19 protein-coding genes are annotated in these 19,700 nt (G+C 52.8%); 5 read left to right on the forward strand and 14 right to left on the reverse strand.

The window, feature by feature from the left end; all coding sequences use genetic code 11:
• Positions 1-8: 8 nt before the first annotated feature.
• Complete coding sequence (gene clpS, locus VRZ32_RS08050) at positions 9-344, reverse strand: ATP-dependent Clp protease adapter ClpS (protein ID WP_414526168.1); 336 nt, start codon at positions 342-344, stop codon at positions 9-11.
• 508 nt (positions 345-852) lie between these two features.
• The gene (locus tag VRZ32_RS08055) at positions 853-1,203 is read right to left on the reverse strand and encodes a phasin family protein (RefSeq protein ID WP_414525234.1); all 351 of its coding nucleotides are present in this window, start codon (positions 1,201-1,203) and stop codon (positions 853-855) included.
• A 362-nt stretch (positions 1,204-1,565) separates the two neighbouring features.
• On the opposite strand from VRZ32_RS08055, the gene VRZ32_RS08060 reads away from it, so the two are divergent.
• Positions 1,566-3,032 (forward strand): serine hydrolase, encoded by a 1,467-nt coding sequence (locus tag VRZ32_RS08060; protein WP_414525235.1) that lies wholly within the window; start codon positions 1,566-1,568, stop codon positions 3,030-3,032.
• Positions 3,033-3,292: 260 nt separating this feature from the next.
• Here VRZ32_RS08060 and VRZ32_RS08065 read toward each other — a convergent pair whose 3' ends face one another.
• From VRZ32_RS08065 to VRZ32_RS08115, 11 genes are all read right to left on the reverse strand, one after another.
• A complete protein-coding gene (locus tag VRZ32_RS08065; RefSeq protein ID WP_414525236.1) occupies positions 3,293-3,781 on the reverse strand; it encodes a DnaJ domain-containing protein in 489 nt (162 codons plus the stop codon).
• 7 nt (positions 3,782-3,788) lie between these two features.
• Positions 3,789-4,088 (reverse strand): hypothetical protein, encoded by a 300-nt coding sequence (locus VRZ32_RS08070; RefSeq protein WP_414525237.1) that lies wholly within the window; start codon positions 4,086-4,088, stop codon positions 3,789-3,791.
• 197 nt (positions 4,089-4,285) lie between these two features.
• A complete protein-coding gene (locus VRZ32_RS08075) occupies positions 4,286-4,699 on the reverse strand; it encodes a DUF1489 family protein (protein WP_414525238.1) in 414 nt (137 codons plus the stop codon).
• Positions 4,696-5,430, reverse strand: coding sequence for a lipoyl(octanoyl) transferase LipB (gene lipB, locus VRZ32_RS08080; protein ID WP_414525239.1), 735 nt, complete (start codon positions 5,428-5,430; stop codon positions 4,696-4,698). Before lipB ends, VRZ32_RS08075 begins: the two co-directional genes overlap by 4 nt.
• A gap of 20 nt (positions 5,431-5,450) precedes the next feature.
• A complete protein-coding gene (locus VRZ32_RS08085; RefSeq protein WP_414525240.1) occupies positions 5,451-6,239 on the reverse strand; it encodes an SIR2 family NAD-dependent protein deacylase in 789 nt (262 codons plus the stop codon).
• Positions 6,240-6,670: 431 nt separating this feature from the next.
• On the reverse strand, positions 6,671-7,750 hold the full coding sequence (locus VRZ32_RS08090; RefSeq protein WP_414525241.1) for a hypothetical protein: 1,080 nt from the start codon (positions 7,748-7,750) through the stop codon (positions 6,671-6,673).
• 322 nt (positions 7,751-8,072) lie between these two features.
• On the reverse strand, positions 8,073-8,516 hold the full coding sequence (locus tag VRZ32_RS08095; protein WP_414525242.1) for a type III secretion system chaperone: 444 nt from the start codon (positions 8,514-8,516) through the stop codon (positions 8,073-8,075).
• Between the two features lie 94 nt (positions 8,517-8,610).
• Positions 8,611-12,381, reverse strand: coding sequence for a methionine synthase (gene metH / locus VRZ32_RS08100; RefSeq protein WP_414525243.1), 3,771 nt, complete (start codon positions 12,379-12,381; stop codon positions 8,611-8,613).
• Positions 12,382-12,541: 160 nt separating this feature from the next.
• Complete coding sequence (metF, locus tag VRZ32_RS08105) at positions 12,542-13,483, reverse strand: methylenetetrahydrofolate reductase [NAD(P)H] (RefSeq protein WP_414526169.1); 942 nt, start codon at positions 13,481-13,483, stop codon at positions 12,542-12,544.
• The gene (locus VRZ32_RS08110; protein ID WP_414525244.1) at positions 13,480-14,529 is read right to left on the reverse strand and encodes an ArsR/SmtB family transcription factor; all 1,050 of its coding nucleotides are present in this window, start codon (positions 14,527-14,529) and stop codon (positions 13,480-13,482) included. The genes metF and VRZ32_RS08110 overlap by 4 nt, the downstream gene beginning before the upstream one ends.
• 281 nt (positions 14,530-14,810) lie before the next feature.
• Positions 14,811-15,725, reverse strand: a complete 915-nt coding sequence (locus VRZ32_RS08115) for a cation diffusion facilitator family transporter (protein ID WP_414525245.1) — start codon at positions 15,723-15,725, stop codon at positions 14,811-14,813.
• Between the two features lie 266 nt (positions 15,726-15,991).
• On the opposite strand from VRZ32_RS08115, the gene VRZ32_RS08120 reads away from it, so the two are divergent.
• Both VRZ32_RS08120 and VRZ32_RS08125 read left to right on the forward strand, forming a co-directional pair.
• Positions 15,992-16,420 carry an Hsp20 family protein gene (locus VRZ32_RS08120; RefSeq protein ID WP_414525246.1) on the forward strand — a complete coding sequence of 143 codons (429 nt, stop codon included), beginning with the start codon at positions 15,992-15,994 and terminating at the stop codon, positions 16,418-16,420.
• 40 nt (positions 16,421-16,460) lie between these two features.
• Positions 16,461-16,727: a DUF1150 family protein gene (locus VRZ32_RS08125; RefSeq protein ID WP_414525247.1), complete on the forward strand. Its 267-nt coding sequence runs from the start codon at positions 16,461-16,463 to the stop codon at positions 16,725-16,727.
• A gap of 67 nt (positions 16,728-16,794) precedes the next feature.
• On the opposite strand, the gene VRZ32_RS08130 is transcribed toward VRZ32_RS08125, so the two are convergent.
• Positions 16,795-17,565, reverse strand: a complete 771-nt coding sequence (locus VRZ32_RS08130; protein WP_414525248.1) for an alpha/beta hydrolase — start codon at positions 17,563-17,565, stop codon at positions 16,795-16,797.
• 176 nt (positions 17,566-17,741) lie between these two features.
• Between VRZ32_RS08130 and VRZ32_RS08135 the strand changes: the two genes are divergently transcribed.
• Positions 17,742-18,968 (forward strand): glycosyltransferase family 4 protein, encoded by a 1,227-nt coding sequence (locus tag VRZ32_RS08135; RefSeq protein WP_414525249.1) that lies wholly within the window; start codon positions 17,742-17,744, stop codon positions 18,966-18,968.
• Between the two features lie 190 nt (positions 18,969-19,158).
• Positions 19,159-19,689: a translation initiation factor IF-3 gene (gene infC / locus VRZ32_RS08140; protein WP_414525250.1), complete on the forward strand. Its 531-nt coding sequence runs from the start codon at positions 19,159-19,161 to the stop codon at positions 19,687-19,689.
• Positions 19,690-19,700: the final 11 nt, after the last annotated feature.

The following is a 19,700-nucleotide window of genomic DNA, read 5'->3' on the forward strand; positions in this document are numbered from 1 at the left end:
TGGGGGCCCTACTTCTTCTCCATGACGCACTGGAGAGGATGCTGGTGTTTTCGCGAAAAGTCCATAACCTGCGTCACCTTGGTTTCTGCGACTTCGTAGGTAAAGACCCCGCATTCGCCGACGCCCGTCTGGTGGACATGCATCATGATACGGGTGGCATCTTCCTTATTCTTATTAAAAAAGCGCTCCAAAATCTGAATGACGAACTCCATAGGCGTATAATCATCATTCAGTAACAGAACCCGGTACATACTTGGCCGCTTTGTGCGCGAGCTCGTTCTTGTCATTACAACAGTGCCTGGCCCCTCCGGGACCGACACCGAGCGTGAACGTTTGTCAGCCATGCTGTCGTCTTCAATGCAATCCGCCGTCAGCATATGCCTCGTTACAGCCTCCCCCAACACCATCAATTCCGCGCGCCAAGCTATGGCTAAACGGGGCGAAGGATCTCGCCCGCTTAAAGCGTTGGACTGGTTTACCATGTGGAGCACTCCGGTCGCTCCTGTCATTCCTGCCTGCACCACAATCTAACCGCATATGCATGGACACCACTAAGCGCCCTTAATTCCTATCACACACACAATCTAATAGTGGTTTGCCACGATAGCCAGACCCTAGATCAATAATTCAACTATGAAGCTGTCGCGAGGATTGAGCCAGGTATGTTTCCAACAATAATTCAGCAGTCTATGCACAGATTTTAGGCATCACATCACCAATCATTCAGGCACATGCGCAACGACAAAATAAAAAAGGCCCACTGAGCGGGGCCTTTTTCATACTTAATTGCTACATCACTTTAAATTGAGATACGCTCTTTTAAAAGCCACGTATCCCAAATTGCGAGTAAGCTTAGCGAGTCGTTGTTGTAGAAGCCTGCGCGCGAGCAAAAATGCCCTCGTAAGGCTTGAAGCTTTCCTTTGCGAGATCAGTGTAGAGCTCGCTGATCTTGGTGCTTTCAGCAACAAAACCTTCGTATGCTGTTTTTGCAAAATCGGTCTGGATCTCAATTGCCTTATCAAGCGACTTGGCAGAAACCAGCTTCTCGAACGTGCTCGTGCTTTCTTCGAAAGACTTCTTCGTGTAGTCCGCGATCTCAGCAGCAATGCCCTGCAGGCCCTTGGAAAATGCACCGAAAGCCTTGAGCGAGGTCTCGATCTGCTCTTTGCCGACCTTCTGAGCGTTCTCGTACTGTGCAGCCATAATTATCTCCTTGAGCGCATGCATGCGCTTGTGTATGGTTAACGGAGTGCCGGAGGAACAAGCCGTCTAACAACCAGGCACTTTATCCCTCAGCGAGATGCGCCTTCAAGCTTTAAGGCGACCCTCGATTAGTGACTATCATATGTGCACCGCACAATTTATGTCAAGGGCCATGTTGCAATGCAAAATAATTTCAGGTGTATCTATTCTGGAATTAACCCCTCCGTAACCGCATCCCTATAGGATTATTGACTGTGTTGGTCATGCGACGGTCCCAATCGGTCTGTCATTGCACGACACAGAAACGATAAGTACTGCAGGGTGTGTTACAAGGGGCGGTTGCTATGATCATGAGTTGCGTTATGGAAACGCGTCATCGCATCCTCGGGTTTGCGGGCGCCATTGGTCTAGCGGCCACTTTATTGGCCTGTGCGACAAATCCTGTTGAAGCGGCACGGCGTAAAAGCGCAGAGCCTGCTTATTCCCCACCATCTGCAGCAATGGTTGTTGATGTTAAAACTGGCCGCACCCTGTTTGCTGAGAATGCTGATGCGCCTCGCATTCCAGCATCCATAACCAAAGTTATGACGCTTTATCTCTTGTTCGAACAGATAGAGAGTGGTCATTTCACGCTCGATACCCGCTTGCGTGTTACAAAATACGCTGCGTCTCAACCGCCATCCAAATTAGGTGTACGCGCGGGATCCACCATCAGCGTGGACGATGCAATCAAAGCGCTCGTGACGCGCTCCGCCAATGACGTGGCTGTTGTTATCGCTGAAAACATTGCCGGCACTGAAGCCGAGTTTGCGCGTATGATGACCAGCAAGGCACGCGCAATTGGCATGGGCAAATCGACTTTCCGCAATCCTCACGGACTGCCGGCCAATCCGCCTAACATTACGACGGCGCGAGACCTGACAACGCTGGGCCGCGCGATTCAGGACCGTTTTCCACGTTACTACGCTTATTTCAGCACGCGCAGCTTCACGTATGCCGGCAAGCCTATCGGCAATCACAATCGCCTGCTTGGCCGCGTTGAAGGCGTTGATGGAATCAAGACCGGTTACACGCGCGCATCCGGGTTTAATTTGCTGACATCGATGCGTGCAAGCAATCGCCATGTCGTTGCAGCAGTGCTAGGTGGACGCTCTGGCGCACAGCGCGACCAACGCATGGAAAACCTGCTTAATCGAACCTTGCCTGACGCATCCGCCGGACAACGTCGCACGCCACTCGTGGCAGAAGCCCCGAGCGCTCGCAAGATTGCTCCGCCAGTTCGCGTGGCAGAAGTCGATACATCTGCACAGATGCTCTCTGCTACAGCACCAATGCCGGTTGGCAAGCCGATCAATTTGTCGAATATTCGTCCGGTTGTTGCTTCCGCCTCGGGGGCAACAACAACGCCCTCTTCAGGTTTAGCGGCATCGTCTGCAACTGGCGCTCTCGCATATATTGAAGCACCTGCGCCCACACCGCGCCCCGGGAATATGGTGGCAGCAAACAACCCATTACCGACAGCAGAGAAAGAGGCGCTAGCCAAGCTTGCGAATGCTCCAATCGCATCCACAGCACCAATGCAAGGCGCGGGGTGGATTATTCAGCTTGGCGCATCGGCAGATGAAGGCAAGGCACACCATCTTCTTCAGCAGGCGCGCATTAAATCGCTTGGTCTTTTAGCCAATGCATCACCTTTTACTGAAAAAGTTGTGCGCGGAAACGTTACCCTATTTCGCGCTCGCTTCTCGGGTTTTGATCCGGAAGGTGCGCAGGAAGCGTGTAAAACGCTGAAACGTAACGGCTTTGACTGCTTTGCCACTCGGGGTTAATTTCTTACTCCCTCCAGGTGCTTAAACCAGTCAATCCTTCAGTGTATTTCTCAATCAAGCGAGACTTACAGTAACTTTAAATTCATGAAGTTAGAGCAAGCTCTCATTAAGCAGATGATTTTCTCTGCTTAAAATACTTTGGAGCAAAATGCGGTAAGTGAACGCAGAATTGTTCTGACTTCTTGATTGGGCATCATTTATCCGAAGCGTATTTCGGTTTGAGGCTCTTGTTTAGTTTGCGTTGGTTGAGAGTGGAGCCATTAGCGATGTCCGTTCAGCAAGACATCTTTGGCCTGATTTACCCGGGTGGCAAGGTAGTTCGTGCCCCCTTGGTCGGGATGCAGTTTCTTCATCAAAGCTCGGTGAGCATCACGAATTTGCGCCCCCGTCGCACCTTGTTGAAGGCCGAGAATCTCAAGGGCTTCCTGTTCGGACATGCTGCCCAACCCCGGACTTTGGACCGCCCCCGGGTCCGCATCTCCATGAGTGTTTTTTCTCCCGATGGAAAAACGGCTGTTCAAATACGCGTCTAAGCGCTGCCCCTGTACCAGCCACCATCCAGCCCCCCCAACTAATAAGGCCAGATCAATGCGTCCACGCAATGCTAACAGCGCTGCGAACGCAATGACAGCCCAGCCACCAATTTTGCGCAAAAGTGCTGCTAGATGCTTTGGGTTTGCTTCGGCATAATTTTTGCCCAGATACCACAACAGTCCAACAACCACGACGCCAGCAAGAAAAAAAATCATAGGTCACTCACTTAGCGTATACGCCATCCACGCGTATTGAGCCGGAGACAGTGACAGAAGTACCACCGATGTCGAATGAATGCTTGGGCGGTGTTTCACGATTCGCTGTTTGCGGAATCTTTGCATTGCCCAACCGCGGATCACCAGGTCCCAACGGACCGCCCCGGCAAGAGGCTGCATCCTGCGCAGGTAATGAACCATTGTCGACAGCAACGCAGCTACCCTGTTTTGCTTCGGCAACAGCAGGCACAGCGAACAGACCTCCCATTGCGATCGCCGTGATCAGGCCAACAATCTGATGTCTCACCTCAACCTCCATTAAAACCCGCTTTCTTTAAGCTTCGATGCAAAGAATGCAGGCTTTTAAATGCCATAGCTTGCGTCGGTCAAAATCCAGATTTGGGCTGCAGGTACTCCATCTGTAGCCCCATCAGTTAAAAGCAATGCATTCTATATAGCAGGTCTCTTCTGGGGTATGCACTTTTACGAGATGACTACTGCATCTCACAACAGCCCCATAGCTGCCAGATCGCGCTGCATATCTTTGGGCATTGAGCTATCAGCATCCACCCCCTCAGCAATATCTGGTGGCGCATCCTGATCAGCCAGATACCGCCACCCTTGAAATGCCCTGAATGGACGTGGCACCACAGGCACAACTGTTCTGTCTAGCATAAGGCGACAACGCGAAATGCCATCTTCACCGCGTTCGGATCGCAATGCCAGGAGCTTTTGCCGACACGCAATCTGTCCCTTGATCACCCAATAGATCGATCCACCCGCCAACAGCTCGTCCTCGCGCTTGGGCGTCATTCGCGTGGTGTGGCCGTGATCAGCTCCCCGTTGCGAAACCCAATCACTTAATTCCGCAACAGAATCAACACCGACACAAAGTTTGATCAGATGAAGTCTACTCACGGTGCTTTCCCTAACTCTGTTGGTCCGAAGACCTCTTCAAAGGCAGCACGCAGCGCTACATCGGCATCATTTAATGTCACGGGCAGGCCCAGATCCACGAGACTGGTTACCCCATGACCATGTATGCCGCAGGGCACAATGCCCTGATAATGGGATAGATCAGGCTCTACATTCAAACTGATGCCATGAAAGGTCACCCAACGGCGCACCCGAATACCGATGGCTGCAATCTTGTCTTCTGTCCCCTCGCCCTTTTCCGGACGACGCACCCACACACCAACTCGATCTTCGCGCCGCTCTCCTCGGATATTGAAGGCATCTAACGTTGAGATAATCCACTCTTCAAGCGCTGCCACAAAGCGCCGCAAGTCGGGAGAGTGATTAGTCAAAGTGCGGCGGCGCAAATCAAGCATCACATAAGCAACACGTTGTCCGGGCCCATGGTAAGTGAATTGCCCACCCCGTCCCGTGTCGTAGACGGGAAATCCCTGCGTATCCAGCAAATCCTCGCGTTGCGCAGAAGTGCCAGCCGTATAGAGAGGGGGATGCTCAAGCAGCCATATGCATTCTGGCGCAGCCCCTTCAGCTATGGCAGCAACGCGCGCTTCCATAAAGCGCGTGGCCTCTTCGTAGCCAATGAGCGCATCACTAACCAACCACTCAACCGACAGCGCTTCGCTCGCTGGCAAGAAAGTATCAGCAAGATCATCGCGGCTGGTTAGGCGAGTCATATTATCAAATTCCGGCATACTCACTGGCCATCCTGCATGCGCTCACGAATAATAGCGTCAATCCGGCTAACGGCTTGGGTTGCAGGCTCAAAGAAGTGCTCGTGCCATACATCCTCATCAATAGCACCGATAACATTATCAAGCACGTTGAGAATGCCGAACGCCCCTGTAGCCTGTACAAGACCATCGATGCTTACAACAGCGCCAGAAGAACCGATACTGACAATAGTATCGCGACTATCCAGATTAGCTGCAAGCTCTCCAAGAACACGATAATGGGGAGCCTGCTCGCCAAAGAACACCACATCCGGCTTAATGATCCGCTCAGGATCACTTGCGGGATCAAATGTCGAATAGCCAAGATCGCTCAGCTCACCCGTACGGATATTACGAATATTCCTCAGGAAGCCATGCAGATGAAGCGTACTTTCCACTCCGGCACGCTCGAAAAGGTCATCGATATTTTGCGTGATGTTGAATACGCGCCCTGGAAAAGCCTTCTCCCACATTGCCACTGCCGTATGGGCCGCATTGGGCGCGGCTGCGCCAAGCTCTGTTCGCCGATGATTATAAAACGCATGCACAAGTGCATGATTATCACGCCATGTATCGTAATTGGCGACATCGAGAGGATCGTGACCATGCCATAAGCCATTGCTATCGCGAAAAGTCGGAATGCCCGACTCGGCGCTGATGCCCGCGCCCGAAAAAATAATCAGACATGGCTGGCGTATAGGTTTAGAACGCCTGCGATATTCACTTCCACGCACGTCTTGCCCGCGCGGTATTTCATCCCAAAAATCGCTCATACAAGACCATCCCGCAAGGACAATGCACAAGAGGCCCCACCCCTGCATCCAGTTCTTGCCAAGCATTCCAACCCATTAGTTACAGCGATAAAGCAAAGACAATGAGACCACACCTTACCAGCTAATAACATACCCCCTATCTGATAAAGGATTGACCAGCCTTTTTCCAGATCAGCACGAGAGGAAAAGCGTCGCTTCCTGCTGAAATAATTGAGCAGCAAAGCGAGAGCATATAAAACAGAACACGCAGCATACATGAAGTATAACTGCGCGCAACAGAGTGTTATGAGCCAAGTATATTAATTGAAATCAGCATAAAGAAATAGCAGTCTTATATCTTCAGTCAAGCATGCTGCGTGATAAGACAAGCAGATTAGCGCGAACGTCTCTTACTTGAATATATAAATTACGACCGCCTAGAATCTTGCTTATTATGCTCTAAAGGAAAGGTACCATTCATTTAATCCAGCTAACTGGCTGCCGACGTAAGAGTACATACTGGTAGCTTCCTGATCCGTAGCTGTATTATTAACGGCACCGTTCACAGCATCAGGGGCGCCAACATTTACAGGAATATTCGTTGCATCCGCAGTATTGGCAGAAACATCTGTGCTAGAATTTTCATTATCAGGCTGGCTCCATAATGACTTGCAAACCGCCGGCCCATAATAGACCCCTAATGCACCCACTGCACCAAAAGCCGCGCCTATTGCTGCAGCATAAGGTATGGTCTCAGCTGCGTTTACAGCATAATCATAAGCTACAGCTGCAGTCGCACCCACAACAGTTGTCGCAAAGATCGTCGCGCCCGCGATGACTTTAGGGCGGACTTCCTCGCTAGTCAGGTCAACTGACTGGATAGCTTTATGAGCTGCAACGACTCCTTGATGCGCTACAGCCGCGGCGGTAACTACAAGAAGCCCCCCTGTCACAGCATCAGCAGGCCCACCAGCCCCATAGCCCTGATATACCGTTCCGACTGCCCCAGCGACAAATGCTGTGCCGTAAGCAATGGCATATGGACGGCTGATTTCCCCGACATCATTTTTCAAACCACCGAAGAGCTTACCAACATTATCCATTACAGCATTATGAACAGCTTTATTGCTCAGGGCTCCCTGAACCGCCTTGCCCAAGCCACCCTCGAGCACCCACCCGAGAAATGAATCGCTGATTTCTTTTGCCCATAACAAGAGCGGGAGAAGCCCCGTTACCCTCAAAGCAGAGCCGCCAACGACGATAACGGCCTTGCCAACATTGCCCAAAACTTTACGTGGAAGAGACGAAGAAACGTCGCCGATCAATAGGTCGCCTTTTGCGACATCCCCCCTATATCCTGCAGCAACATAACCCACATAACGCCGGAAAACGGACGATTGCTGCTGATCACCTGATGGAATGGATATAGAAGCACCACCTGCTGCAGTCACATTCTGAGCAGAAATATCATTGTCTGATGGATAAGCAGGGGGGACGTTACCTACCCTTGAAGCAGATTGAACATCAGACATACACAACCCCATGAACCCATTTTTATTTCACAATACACCCGCCGAAACGAGCACAACATAAGTAAACATCTATCGATAACGCAAGAATATCTAGAAAACTTGCGCAAACCCTTAAATATTAACCATTAAGTACATTTCAATCAATTATCCAGACTATCCAATCGATGAGAATGTACCTACTAGTCATATGGCACCTACTTCATATAACAGAAAAGCACAACTGTGCACCTCCATTATAGTTAACATCACATCAGACACAGCGCGCATCAACATCTTATTGTCAGGGGGCGCACGAACCCGCAAATGCTATAAAATTCCACTATCACGCCTTGAAGGAAGCCCCGGCATCGCTGAAAGACATCGGCCTTTCAGAAAACTCTCGCGAATTCACTGCCTTGCTCCAGATTTCCACCATCCCAATGCTTGAGAAAATGAATTCTGCAAAGACATCAACATCAATGCCTTTCATGGAGATAAAGCTTACATAATGTAATTTGTTTTCGCGTCTATCAAACCCTACTGTCCCGGCGCCGGTTAAAGCATGAGCCAAGTTTAGCTCAAGTATATTTGCAAAAACAAAGCTGCTTTCAACAGCAATGATATTGGCTATTGTCGAAGCGAACAGGATGATGTCCCGATTTCGATCATAATGGATATCTACAACACGTTCATTAAAAGCAACTCTGACATCATTATCAGCGTTCAATGCTATGCCTTGCACACCGATCCGCTCGCCGAAAGCGCTTAATAAAATTTCAGGTGTCAAAACCATTCTCGCATTATGTCATAAAATCATGGATGAGACTTGCCGAGCCTCATCTAGACTAAATACGCAAAAACTATGTCAATAATGCGACATGCTATTCTGCTGCACTGCGTGCATAAGCCGCCGGATCATAATTAAGAATGGGGCCAAGCCACCGTTCTACCTCCGAAACACTCATGCCTTTACGCCGGGCATAATCTTCCACTTGATCCCGCTCCACTTTGGCTACACCAAAGTAAAACGCTTCCGGATGCGATAGATACAAGCCTGAAACAGATGACCCCGGCCACATGGCATAGCTTTCAGTCAGCTTTACCCCTGCGGCTTTTTCAGCCTGTAACAATTCGAACAGAGTTGCTTTTTCAGTATGATCTGGCTGCGCCGGATAGCCCGGTGCGGGGCGGATGCCGGGATAATCCTCACGCAAGAGCGCTTCATAATCGTCCTCAGCCTCATCCGGCGCATAGCCCCAGAACTCACGGCGCACACGCTGATGCATCCGCTCTGCAAAGGCCTCGGCCAACCGGTCTGCGAGCGCTTTGACCATGATGGACGCATAATCATCGTTGGCCATCTCGAACCGTTTGGCAATACGCTCTTCAGCCAGGCCTGAGGTCACAACAAACCCACCGATATAATCGGCCTTACCGCTCTCTCTTGGTGCGATAAAATCGGACAACGCCACGTTAGGCTTACCGTCGCGACGCGTCAGTTGTTGGCGTAGCGTGTAAAATGTCGCAAGGTGATCTTGTCGGCTTTCGCCTTTATACAACTCAATATCATCCCCCACTGCATTGGCTGGCCAGAAGCCAATCACAGCTTTGGGCGTGAACCAACGCTCATCGATGATACGCTGAAGCATCTCCTGCGCTTCCGCATAAAGTTGGCGCGCCACGGGGCCTTGAGTTTCATCATCGAGGATTTGAGGGAAGCGCCCCTTCAGCTCCCATGATTGGAAGAATGGCGTCCAATCAATATAGCGCGCGAGTTCCGCTACATCATAGGCGCTGAATGTCCGTGTGCCCAAAAACGTTGGCTTTGGTGGCGCATAATCAGTCCAATCGATCGCAACCGGGTTAGCGCGCGCTTTTTCGATCGGTACACGCTTCTTCTCTGCTTCGCCCCGCGCATGCGCGGCTGCAACCTTCACGTACTCTTCACGGATGCCCGCAATATAATCCGCGCGTTGCTCGTTCGATAGCAATGCCGAGACCACACCAACGGCACGGCTGGCGTCATTTACATGGATCGCCTGCCCGCGCGCATATCCCGGATGAATCTTCACCGCCGTATGCACACGACTAGTGGTCGCGCCACCGATCAGCAGCGGAATATCGAAGCCTTCACGCTCCATTTCAGCAGCGACATGCACCATCTCATCAAGCGAGGGCGTAATAAGGCCAGACAGCCCAATAATATCAACTTTCTCGGCACGGGCCATATCGAGAATTTTTTGCGCAGGCACCATCACGCCAAGATCGATAATCTCATAATTGTTACACGCCAGCACAACGCCAACAATGTTCTTGCCAATATCATGGACATCGCCCTTGACAGTCGCCATCAAAATTTTGCCAGCAGATGACATCTGATCAAGGCCGGTCTCTGCCTTTTCCTTTTCCATAAACGGCATGAGATAAGCGACAGCCTGCTTCATCACGCGGGCGGATTTCACCACCTGCGGCAGAAACATCTTACCCGCACCAAACAGGTCACCGACGACGTTCATGCCGGCCATTAACGGCCCTTCGATCACATGAAGCGGGCGCGCAACCGTATGGCGGGCTTCTTCGACGTCAGTATCAATGTACTCGGTAATGCCATTGACCAGCGCATGCTCAAGCCGCTTGCCGACTTGCCAGGTGCGCCAGGTAAGGTCTGCCTCACGGGCCTGCTTACCTTTACCGCCCTTGAAATCTTCCGCAAGTGCCAGCAAACGCTCCATGCCATCCTTGCGGCGATTGAGGATGACATCCTCGCAGGCCTCACGCAGCACAGGATCAATCTCATCATAAACGGCAAGCTGCGCCGCGTTAACGATGCCCATGTCCATGCCAGCCTGAATGGCATAGTAGAGGAACACAGCATGCATTGCCTCACGCACCGGCTCATTGCCACGGAACGAGAACGACAGGTTCGATACGCCACCAGAAATATGCGCGTGTGGCAGCGTCTGGCGGATGCGGCGGGCCGCCTCAATAAAGTCAACACCGTAGTTGTCGTGCTCTTCAATGCCGGTCGCGACGGCAAAGACGTTCGGATCGAAGATGATATCTTCTGGCGGAAAGTCTACCTGTTCCGTCAATATCTTGTAAGCGCGCGTGCAGATCTCGACCTTGCGCGCTTCAGTATCCGCCTGCCCGGTTTCGTCGAATGCCATCACCACGACAGCAGCGCCGTATGAACGCACGATACGCGCCTCGTGCAGAAACTTCTCCTCACCCTCCTTGAGCGAGATAGAGTTGACGATGCCCTTACCCTGCAGGCACTTCAGCCCGGCCTCAATAACCGAAAACTTGGAGGAATCGACCATCACCGGCACACGCGCAATGTCGGGTTCCGACGCCACCAGGTTCAGAAAGGTGGTCATTGCCTTTTCACTATCGAGCAGGCCCTCATCCATATTGACATCGATGATCTGCGCGCCGCTGGCAACCTGATCACGCGCAACATCCAGCGCCGCCGGATAATCACCTGCCGTTACCAATTTGCGAAACTTCGCCGAGCCGGTAACGTTCGTGCGCTCTCCCACGTTTACAAACGGGATGTCGGCAGTAAGCGTGAATGGCTCCAGGCCAGACAGGCGCATCAACGGCTTCTGCTTTGCAGGCACGCGTGGGGCCTTGTCCTTGACAGCCTCCGCAATGGCCCGGATGTGGTCGGGCGTGGTGCCGCAGCAACCGCCCAGTATATTCACCAATCCAGATTGTGCGAACTCACCCACGAGCTTCGCCATTGCTTCCGGACTCTCATCATAGAGTCCAAATTCGTTGGGAAGCCCTGCGTTAGGATAAGCGCATACGAGCGTGTCTGCGACCTGCCCCAACTCCTGAATATGCGCCCGCATTTCGCGTGCACCCAAGGCGCAATTGAGACCGATAGAAAACGGCTCAGCATGGCGCAACGAATACCAGAATGCCGTAGGCGTCTGGCCTGAGAGCGTGCGGCCTGAAAGATCGGTAATCGTCCCCGATATCATGATCGGCAGCGTCACGCCGGTTTCAGCAAACACCTGCTGTGCAGCAATCACCGCAGCTTTTGCGTTCAACGTATCAAAAATCGTCTCAATCAGAATGATGTCCGCGCCACCTGCGACCAGTCCGCGTGTCTGCTCGGCATAAGCATCGCGCACTTCATCAAACGTAACCGCACGATACCCCGGATCGTTGACATCAGGGGAAAGTGACAATGTGCGGTTGGTTGGCCCGATAGCTCCAGCTACAAAGCGGCGACGGCCATCGCGCTGCTCGGCAAGAATGGCCGCTTCGCGCGCAAGTCGCGCACCCTCATGATTAATGTCATAAACGGCAGATTCCAGCCCGTAATCCGCCTGCGCAATCGTGGTGCCGGAAAACGTGTTGGTTTCGACAATGTCCGCACCTGCCAGAAAATACTGCAAGTGAATATCGCGGATAGCATCGGGCCTGGTTAGTACGAGGATATCGTTATTGCCCTTCAGATCATGCCCGTGATTGCGGAAACGCTCGCCACGGAAATCATCCTCATTGAGCTTCAGGCCCTGCACCATCGTGCCCATGGCGCCATCGAGAATAAGGATGCGTTCACGCGCTGCCGCATGCAACGCCTTGCGCACTTCCTCACCATCAACAGGTACAGGCCGTGTGGGAACCTGAAACTTATTCATTCGATATATCCTTTATTCGCCCTTGAGGTCCCTCAATGTGACGAAACGTTAAATCACACCTGACATTAGAACGCCGCTCCAGGATGTGTTGAGATTTACGTCAGGGTGAGCAGAAAACCATCATTGCAGGCTACCATGGCGCGAAAATCAATGCGTCCTGTTATGCCGCGGCCTGCTTTTGCTCCGCACCTGGGCGCAAGCCCAGCAAATGGCAGATTGCATAAACCAGATCAGCGCGGTTCATGGTGTAGAAATGGATATCCGTCACGCCGCGGTCCACAAGATCGAACACTTGCTCCGCAGCAACAGCAGCTGCAATAAGGCGGCGCGTTTCAGCATCATCATCCAGACCATCGAAACGCTGCGCAAGCCATGCAGGAACACTCGCCCCTGTCCGCTCAGCAAATGATGCTGTTTGTCGAAAATTTTGCACAGGCAGGATACCTGGCACAATCGGAATATCGATGCCAGCCGCACGTACTTTATCCAGATATCGAAAGTAAGTGTCGTTATCGAAGAAAAACTGTGTGATCGCCCGCGTGGCGCCTGCATCAACTTTTTGGCGCAGAACATCAATATCGACAGCCAGCGTAGCACTTTCAGGGTGCTTTTCGGGATAAGCGGAAACGCTCACCTCAAAATCACCAATTGCCCTGATACCCGCAATCAGATCAGGCGTAGAAGCATAACCATCCGGATGCGGCTGATAACGCGTACCCAGCCCCTCAGCCGGATCACCACGCAACGCCACGATGTGTCGCACGCCTGCTTGCTGATAAGAGCGAATAACCTCGTCAACCTCATCACGCGTGGCAGAGACGCAGGTGAGATGGGCTGCTGGAAGCAGCTTTGTTTCCTCAACAATACGCTTCACCGTGGCATGCGTACGTTCACGCGTGGAACCACCTGCCCCATAGGTCACAGATACGAACGCCGGGCTCAAAGGCTCAAGCCGTTTGACCGAGGCCCAGAGCGTCTCCTCCATCGCGGGTGTCTTGGGTGGAAAAAATTCCATCGACACGCGCACCGGATGAGCGCCATCACGGCTTGGGCGAATATCTGAGCGGGGGGAAGAGGTGGTCACTGCTATAACTCCCGTCAGGCAATGGCGCGAAAAGGTGATCCTGCCGGCACATCGGTGATGATGCGTCGGTCACGGGCAAGATAAAGCGATACAGTCAGTTGATCAGCGGCAGCATCGGGCGAGGCAAGATCGCGGTGCGCCACCACATCCAGCCCAGCTTCCTCAAGCCACCCCGTCATCTGCTCCACTGAGAAGCCAAGCCGACGATGGGCGTGTTTCTCACGTAGAAATTCAAGCTCATGCGTTGCAAAGTCAACGATCAATAGCCGCCCACCAGGCGCCAATGCAGCTGTTGCCTCACGAATTGCACGGGCAGGATCATCCAGAAAATGTAATACCTGATGGATCACCACCAGATCGAAACTATTGCGCTCTACCGGCAGAGCATGAATATCACCCTGACGAAGCTGCACATTGCTTAGGCCAGCTTGCTCCAGATTAGAACGTGCAACTGCAAGCATTGCATGGCTTGCATCAAGGCCAACCGCCCGCCCTGCATGCGGGGCAATAAGCTGCAACATCCGCCCCGTGCCCGTGCCAAGATCGAGCACGGCATTAAATGTGCCCTCACCCAGCACCTCGCGAATGGAGGCCTCCACCGCTTCTTCGGGCACATGCAACGAACGCATCTCATCCCAATGCTCGGCGAGACGCGAGAAATGCGCCTGCGCCGCATGCGCCCGCGCCTCACGCACAGCCCGCAGCCGTTCGCGATCAGCCTGCAGTTGTCCATCCGCAGGATCAAGGCGCGCTACAAGATCGCGCACTGCAGCTGCATCAGCGCCCTGCTCAGCCAATCGGAAAAACGCCCACGCACCCTCGCGCTGACGTTCGATCAAACCTGCTTCTGTCAAAAGCTTGAGATGGCGCGAAATACGCGGCTGGGACTGAACAAGAATATCGGTCAGATCAGAGACATTCAGTTCACCGCCCGCCAGCAGCGCAAGGATGCGAAGACGCGTCTCTTCTCCCGCCGCCTTGAGCGCCGTCAGCATTGAGGCCAGAGGAACCGCCACAATCGGCGCTTCACGCTCCACCCCAGAATGAGCATCAGCCTTGGACATCAACATACTCGGCTTGCCAGTCGCCCTCAGGAACGCGCTTGAGAATGACGCTTTTCATATAAACATATGTTTATGTATTTCACGCCCCTATAGCAAGCGCAAACGCAACATTTAAGCGGGATTAGAAAACCAAGAAAGCGGGCACAATTTCATCAGTCATAAACTGCTGACAGAACCGCGCAGAAAGAGAACCGCAGCGCAATGGACTTCTGCCCATGAGTATAGAGCGCGCAGAAAGGCAGCAGTTACAGGCCACACTGACGTGGTGATCAGCACATCCGTTAGTTGGCCCATTTAGGGTCGGCAGTAAATGATAGTGTTAGCCAGCGATGCGGGCCTGCGCTGCCAATTGCATTGCCGACTTCTTCGCGAATTGCATCGAAATCACCAATTGCCTTTATCGGATAATCAGGAGGCAAAATGAAATGCAGCTCCATCTGCTGGGCGCGACCGATGCGCGCTACATAGGCCTCGTAATCCTTGAAGCCATACTTGGCAATGATATCACGCGCCACCTGCTCGACATGCTCTACAAGCTCAGATGGTGCAGCGAGGATAATATCCTGAACAGCGCTTTTCACGGTGGCGTAGGGTAGCGGCGTGATCACCACACAGATTATCGCCAGAACGATGGGATCAACATAAGGCGTAAACGTATCATAGGCCGAATGATCCAGAATGTACCCAACAACGAATGCAATCAGCAATGCCAGATTGATGCCACCTGACATGACCCATGCCCGAGCATCCAGCGTGATAAACCTGGATTGCAAGGTTTCGTTCATGCGGGATTCGAAAAATGCCATCGCAAAGCAGACAATGGTCGCCATCGCGGCATAGGCAATCGCCCAGTCAAATTCAAGCGCACGCCCGCCATTGAGAATGAGGCCAATAGCATTGACGAGCGCAAAAATCGAGACTGCCATCAGCAGAATGCCATTCAGTGCCAGTACCATCGGCTCCAGATGCCAAAAGCCCATCGTGAACCGGCGTGCATTCAATCGACCAGAGGCATGACGCGAGATAAGACGAGCCACAAAAAGAGCCAGACCGCTCATCACTGCATCAACAAGAGCGTAGCTACCGTCAAATATAATCGAGAACGAGCCCGAAAGCGCACCCAGAACAATACCCGTTATCGCAACAATGACTGTCGCTGCGATTGATGCTCGCAATATCTTTTCTTCAGAACTCATTCACAAACATCCTTGAGACAGCACACGCCCTCATTGCCGCTGTGCGCGACAGATATTAACGAGAATGTGGCTATATATTATTATCTACCGTCTTGCTGCCATTTAATCCACCCCCCTGCACAAGGCACACGTCTTGACCTTGAGCTTACCCTTGACCTGGAGAGTTTGAAGCGCCATATCGGAATGTAAGGTGTTTCCGCATCAATGCTGCGCAGGCGGGTTTATGCGGGGATGAACAATAACGAAGTGCCAAAAGGGCTTCGGATATGTCTCGGATGCCATCATTGTCTTCGCCTTTTTTGCTCGGATTCGACGAAATCGAGCGTGCACTTGATCGGGTTGCCAAAGCGGCGAGCGACGGTTACCCACCTTATAATATCGAGCGCGTCGCCAGTGAGGGCAACACGCCTGATCGCTTACGCATTACACTTGCTGTTGCAGGTTTTACGCGTGAGCAACTTGAAATTACGCTGGAGGAGAACCAGCTTCTTATAAGAGGCCGGCAAACAGAGGATAAAACCCGTCACTATCTGCACCGCGGTATAGCGGCGCGACAGTTTCAGCGGTCGTTTCTTCTGGCTGAAGGCATGGAGGTTTTGGGAGCCGACCTCGCTAATGGGCTTCTGTCGATCGATCTTGTTAGGCCTGAGGCTGAACGCATCGTCCGACGGATCAATATTTTGGCGCGCGACTAATCGCGGCCGCAGTTCGCCACTGCTTCTGAAGGAGGGTGCGATGATTAATGGATCTTTTGAATTCGTCGGCGATGCCAGCGATGAACAGGCCTTTGGCCAGGCAGGCGGCGGTAAGGTGGCTTATCTACGCTCAATCCGGTCGGAAGATGTACCAAACCTCTTCCCGGATGCACCTGCTATCAAGCCCGGCATGAAGCTATTTGCGCTTTTAGCAGCAGATGGCACGCCGATTGTCGTGACCGATTCCCGCGATACCGCCATTGCAAACGCATGGGCGCATGATCTAGAAGCGGTAAACGTGCATTAAACCGAACGCGCGATCACAAATTTTTAGAGGCCGTCGCAGCAGATTGCTGAGACGGCCTCTTTGTTTTTCATCTGGCTACCGCACGTTCAACTGTTGCGATCAAGAGATCGATATCCTGCGAACGCGAAAGCCGATGATCGCCATCCTTGATCAGCGTGACTGTCGTCGCATCCCCTGGCAGGTGTTCCACCAACTCCATCGCATGCTGCCACGGCACATCGGGGTCCTGCATGCCTTGCAGAATATGAACCGGACAACCGGGTGTAATCGGCGCACCGAATAAATTATGTCGCGTGCCATCCTCAATCAATGCACGCGTAATCGCATAGGGTTCACCATATGCCGAAGGCACCATCAACTTACCGTTTTCCGTAATTTCCCGGCGATTTTCCGCATTCATTGAGGCCCACATCAACTTATCGGTAAAATCCACAGCGGGCGCGATCAGCACGAGAGCGGAAGGTGCGCTTGGCGTTTCTGCAAGTACCTGCGCTGCGAGCAACGAAATCCAGCCTCCCATGGATGATCCGACCAGCACCGGTGCCGGCCCGGCTTTCGCAAGGATGATTTCAACCGCATCCGACAGCCAATCGGAAATAGTACCATCCTCAAACTGTCCGTCCGACTCTCCATGCCCTGAGTAATCGAATCGTAAAAATGCATGCCCCGCTTTCTCCGCCCACCGATCCAAAGCCTCTGCTTTAGTAGCGCGCATATCCGATCTGAACCCGCCAAGCCACACAACTGTTGGCGATTGCCCCTCCCGAGGCAAAAAAGCAATGCGTCGTTCAGCAGATATGCTTGAATTAATGAAGAAATGCGGATTTGGTTGGTTCACTTTTGGTCACTCCACTGCCAGCATGGCTAAAGTGCTGGTCCGTCGTATGGAATCATCTGATGGAACAGAAATCGCTTAAGCTCAAGAACACGGAGCATTATTCGATCAATCTTGAACGCATAATGCTCTAATGTGCAAGATTATCAGTTTTCTTCTAACCCCCGGTGGACCCGTCCATGCGACCAGGCGCTTCCCTTGCCTCGCCCCAGGCGTCCCGTCCGCTGTATGGCCGCACCATACTGCAAATCGTCCCTGAACTTGAAGCAGGCGGCGCGGAACGCACCACAGTTGATATCGCCGCTGGCCTCGCTGAAGCCGGCGCCCGTGCGCTCGTCGCAACTGAAGGCGGCAGGCTGATCGGCGAATTACAAGCCAACGGCGGCATCTGGATCCCCTTTCCTGCCCGCACTAAAAACCCTGCATCAATGGTGCTTAACGTCCGCAAACTTATCCGCGTTTGCCGCGATGAAGGTGTTGAGCTCATTCATGCCCGCTCGCGAGCGCCGGCCTGGGTTGCGCTGCTGACCGCACGCGCGCTTGGATTACCGTTTGTAACCACCTATCACGGCAGCTATTCGGGCAAATCTGCTATCAAGGTGCTTTATAATTCCGTGATGGCGCGTGGTGATGTCGTTATCGCCAATTCTCGTTACACTGCCGGTCTTATCGAGCGCGCACATCCGATTTCGCAGGGCAGGCTCAAAGTTATCCACCGCGGAACAGATCTCTCGCGTTATCAGCCGGACAGGGTCTCGCCTGAACGGGTTGAAGCCCTGCGCAAGGCATGGCAGGTAGCCCCCCATCAGCGCATCGTCTTACTAGCCGCACGCCTCACGGCCTGGAAGGGACAGCGCGTATTGATCGAAGCGGCCCATCTGCTGCAACAGCAAAACCTTACAGATGTGGTGTTCATCCTTGCTGGTGATCCGCAGGGGCGGGATGGCTATGTACGCCAGCTCGATAAGGATATTGCCACCTATGGCCTTGAGGGTATCGTCCGCCACGTGGGGCATTGCACGGACATGCCTGCAGCTCTGCAGGCGGCGGCGATCGTTGTAGTCCCCTCCACCGAACCGGAAGCCTTTGGACGTGTTGCCGTTGAAGCGCAAGCAATGGGAACGCCCGTGATTGTCTCTGAACTTGGCGCAGTGCCAGAAACCGTCCTGGGTCCTCCTGAGGTGCCAGCGGCTGAGCGCACGGGATGGCGCGTGCCTCCTGGCGACGCCCCCGCCCTTGCTGAAGCTATCGCTAATGTGTTTGCACTCGGCGCATCTGCTCAACAGGCTTTAATGACGCGCGCACGACGCCATGTCGAAACACACTTTTCACTAGAATACATGGTGAACGAGACACTTGACGTCTACATGACGCTGCTGGCAAACAAGGCCTCCAGCGGGCGTTGATGCCACAGCTTGCCGATTTCGTATCGCAAATGGCTTGGATGCTATTGACTTTATGTTGCTTTATGCAAATGTTCGCTTCCATCGAGGCAATGCGTCGTGGCAGGGAGGGCAGTCTGTTTTTTCGGTTTGATCCGGGACATGCTCGTGAACTGCCCGGCATCAATAGGAGAGACCAGCCATTCGCCGTCCAATGAGATCGCTTGCGGTTCCACAGAAGGAAGGACCGCGCGCCAACCGAGACATTCGTGGCGTTCGTGAAGTTCAGCTTATCGATGAAGAAGGACAGAACAAAGGTGTTGTCTCCTTTTTCGATGCACTACGTCTGGCTGAAGAAGCCGGGCTGGACCTCGTAGAAATTGCTCCCAATTCAGCTCCGCCAGTCTGCAAATTGCTCGATTATGGCAAGTTCAAGTTTCTTGAGCAGAAAAAGGCAGCCGAGGCGCGCAAACGCCAGAAGACTGTCGAGGTAAAAGAGATCAAGCTCCGCCCCGGCATCGACGACAACGATTACAACGTCAAGATGAAGGCCATGCAGCGCTTCTTTGAAGAAGGCGACAAGGTCAAGGTTACGTTGCGGTTCCGTGGTCGTGAAATGGCGCATCAGGATCTTGGCTATAAGCTGATGATCCGCGTGAAGGGGGACACCACTGAGATTGCCAAGGTGGAAGCCGAGCCCCAGCTCGAAGGACGGCAGATGATCATGATTCTTGCGCCTCGCTAATTGAAGCGCAC

Origin of the sequence: Pseudochelatococcus sp. G4_1912 (assembly GCF_047501465.1) — a bacterium.
Taxonomy (GTDB): domain Bacteria; phylum Pseudomonadota; class Alphaproteobacteria; order Rhizobiales; family Beijerinckiaceae; genus Pseudochelatococcus.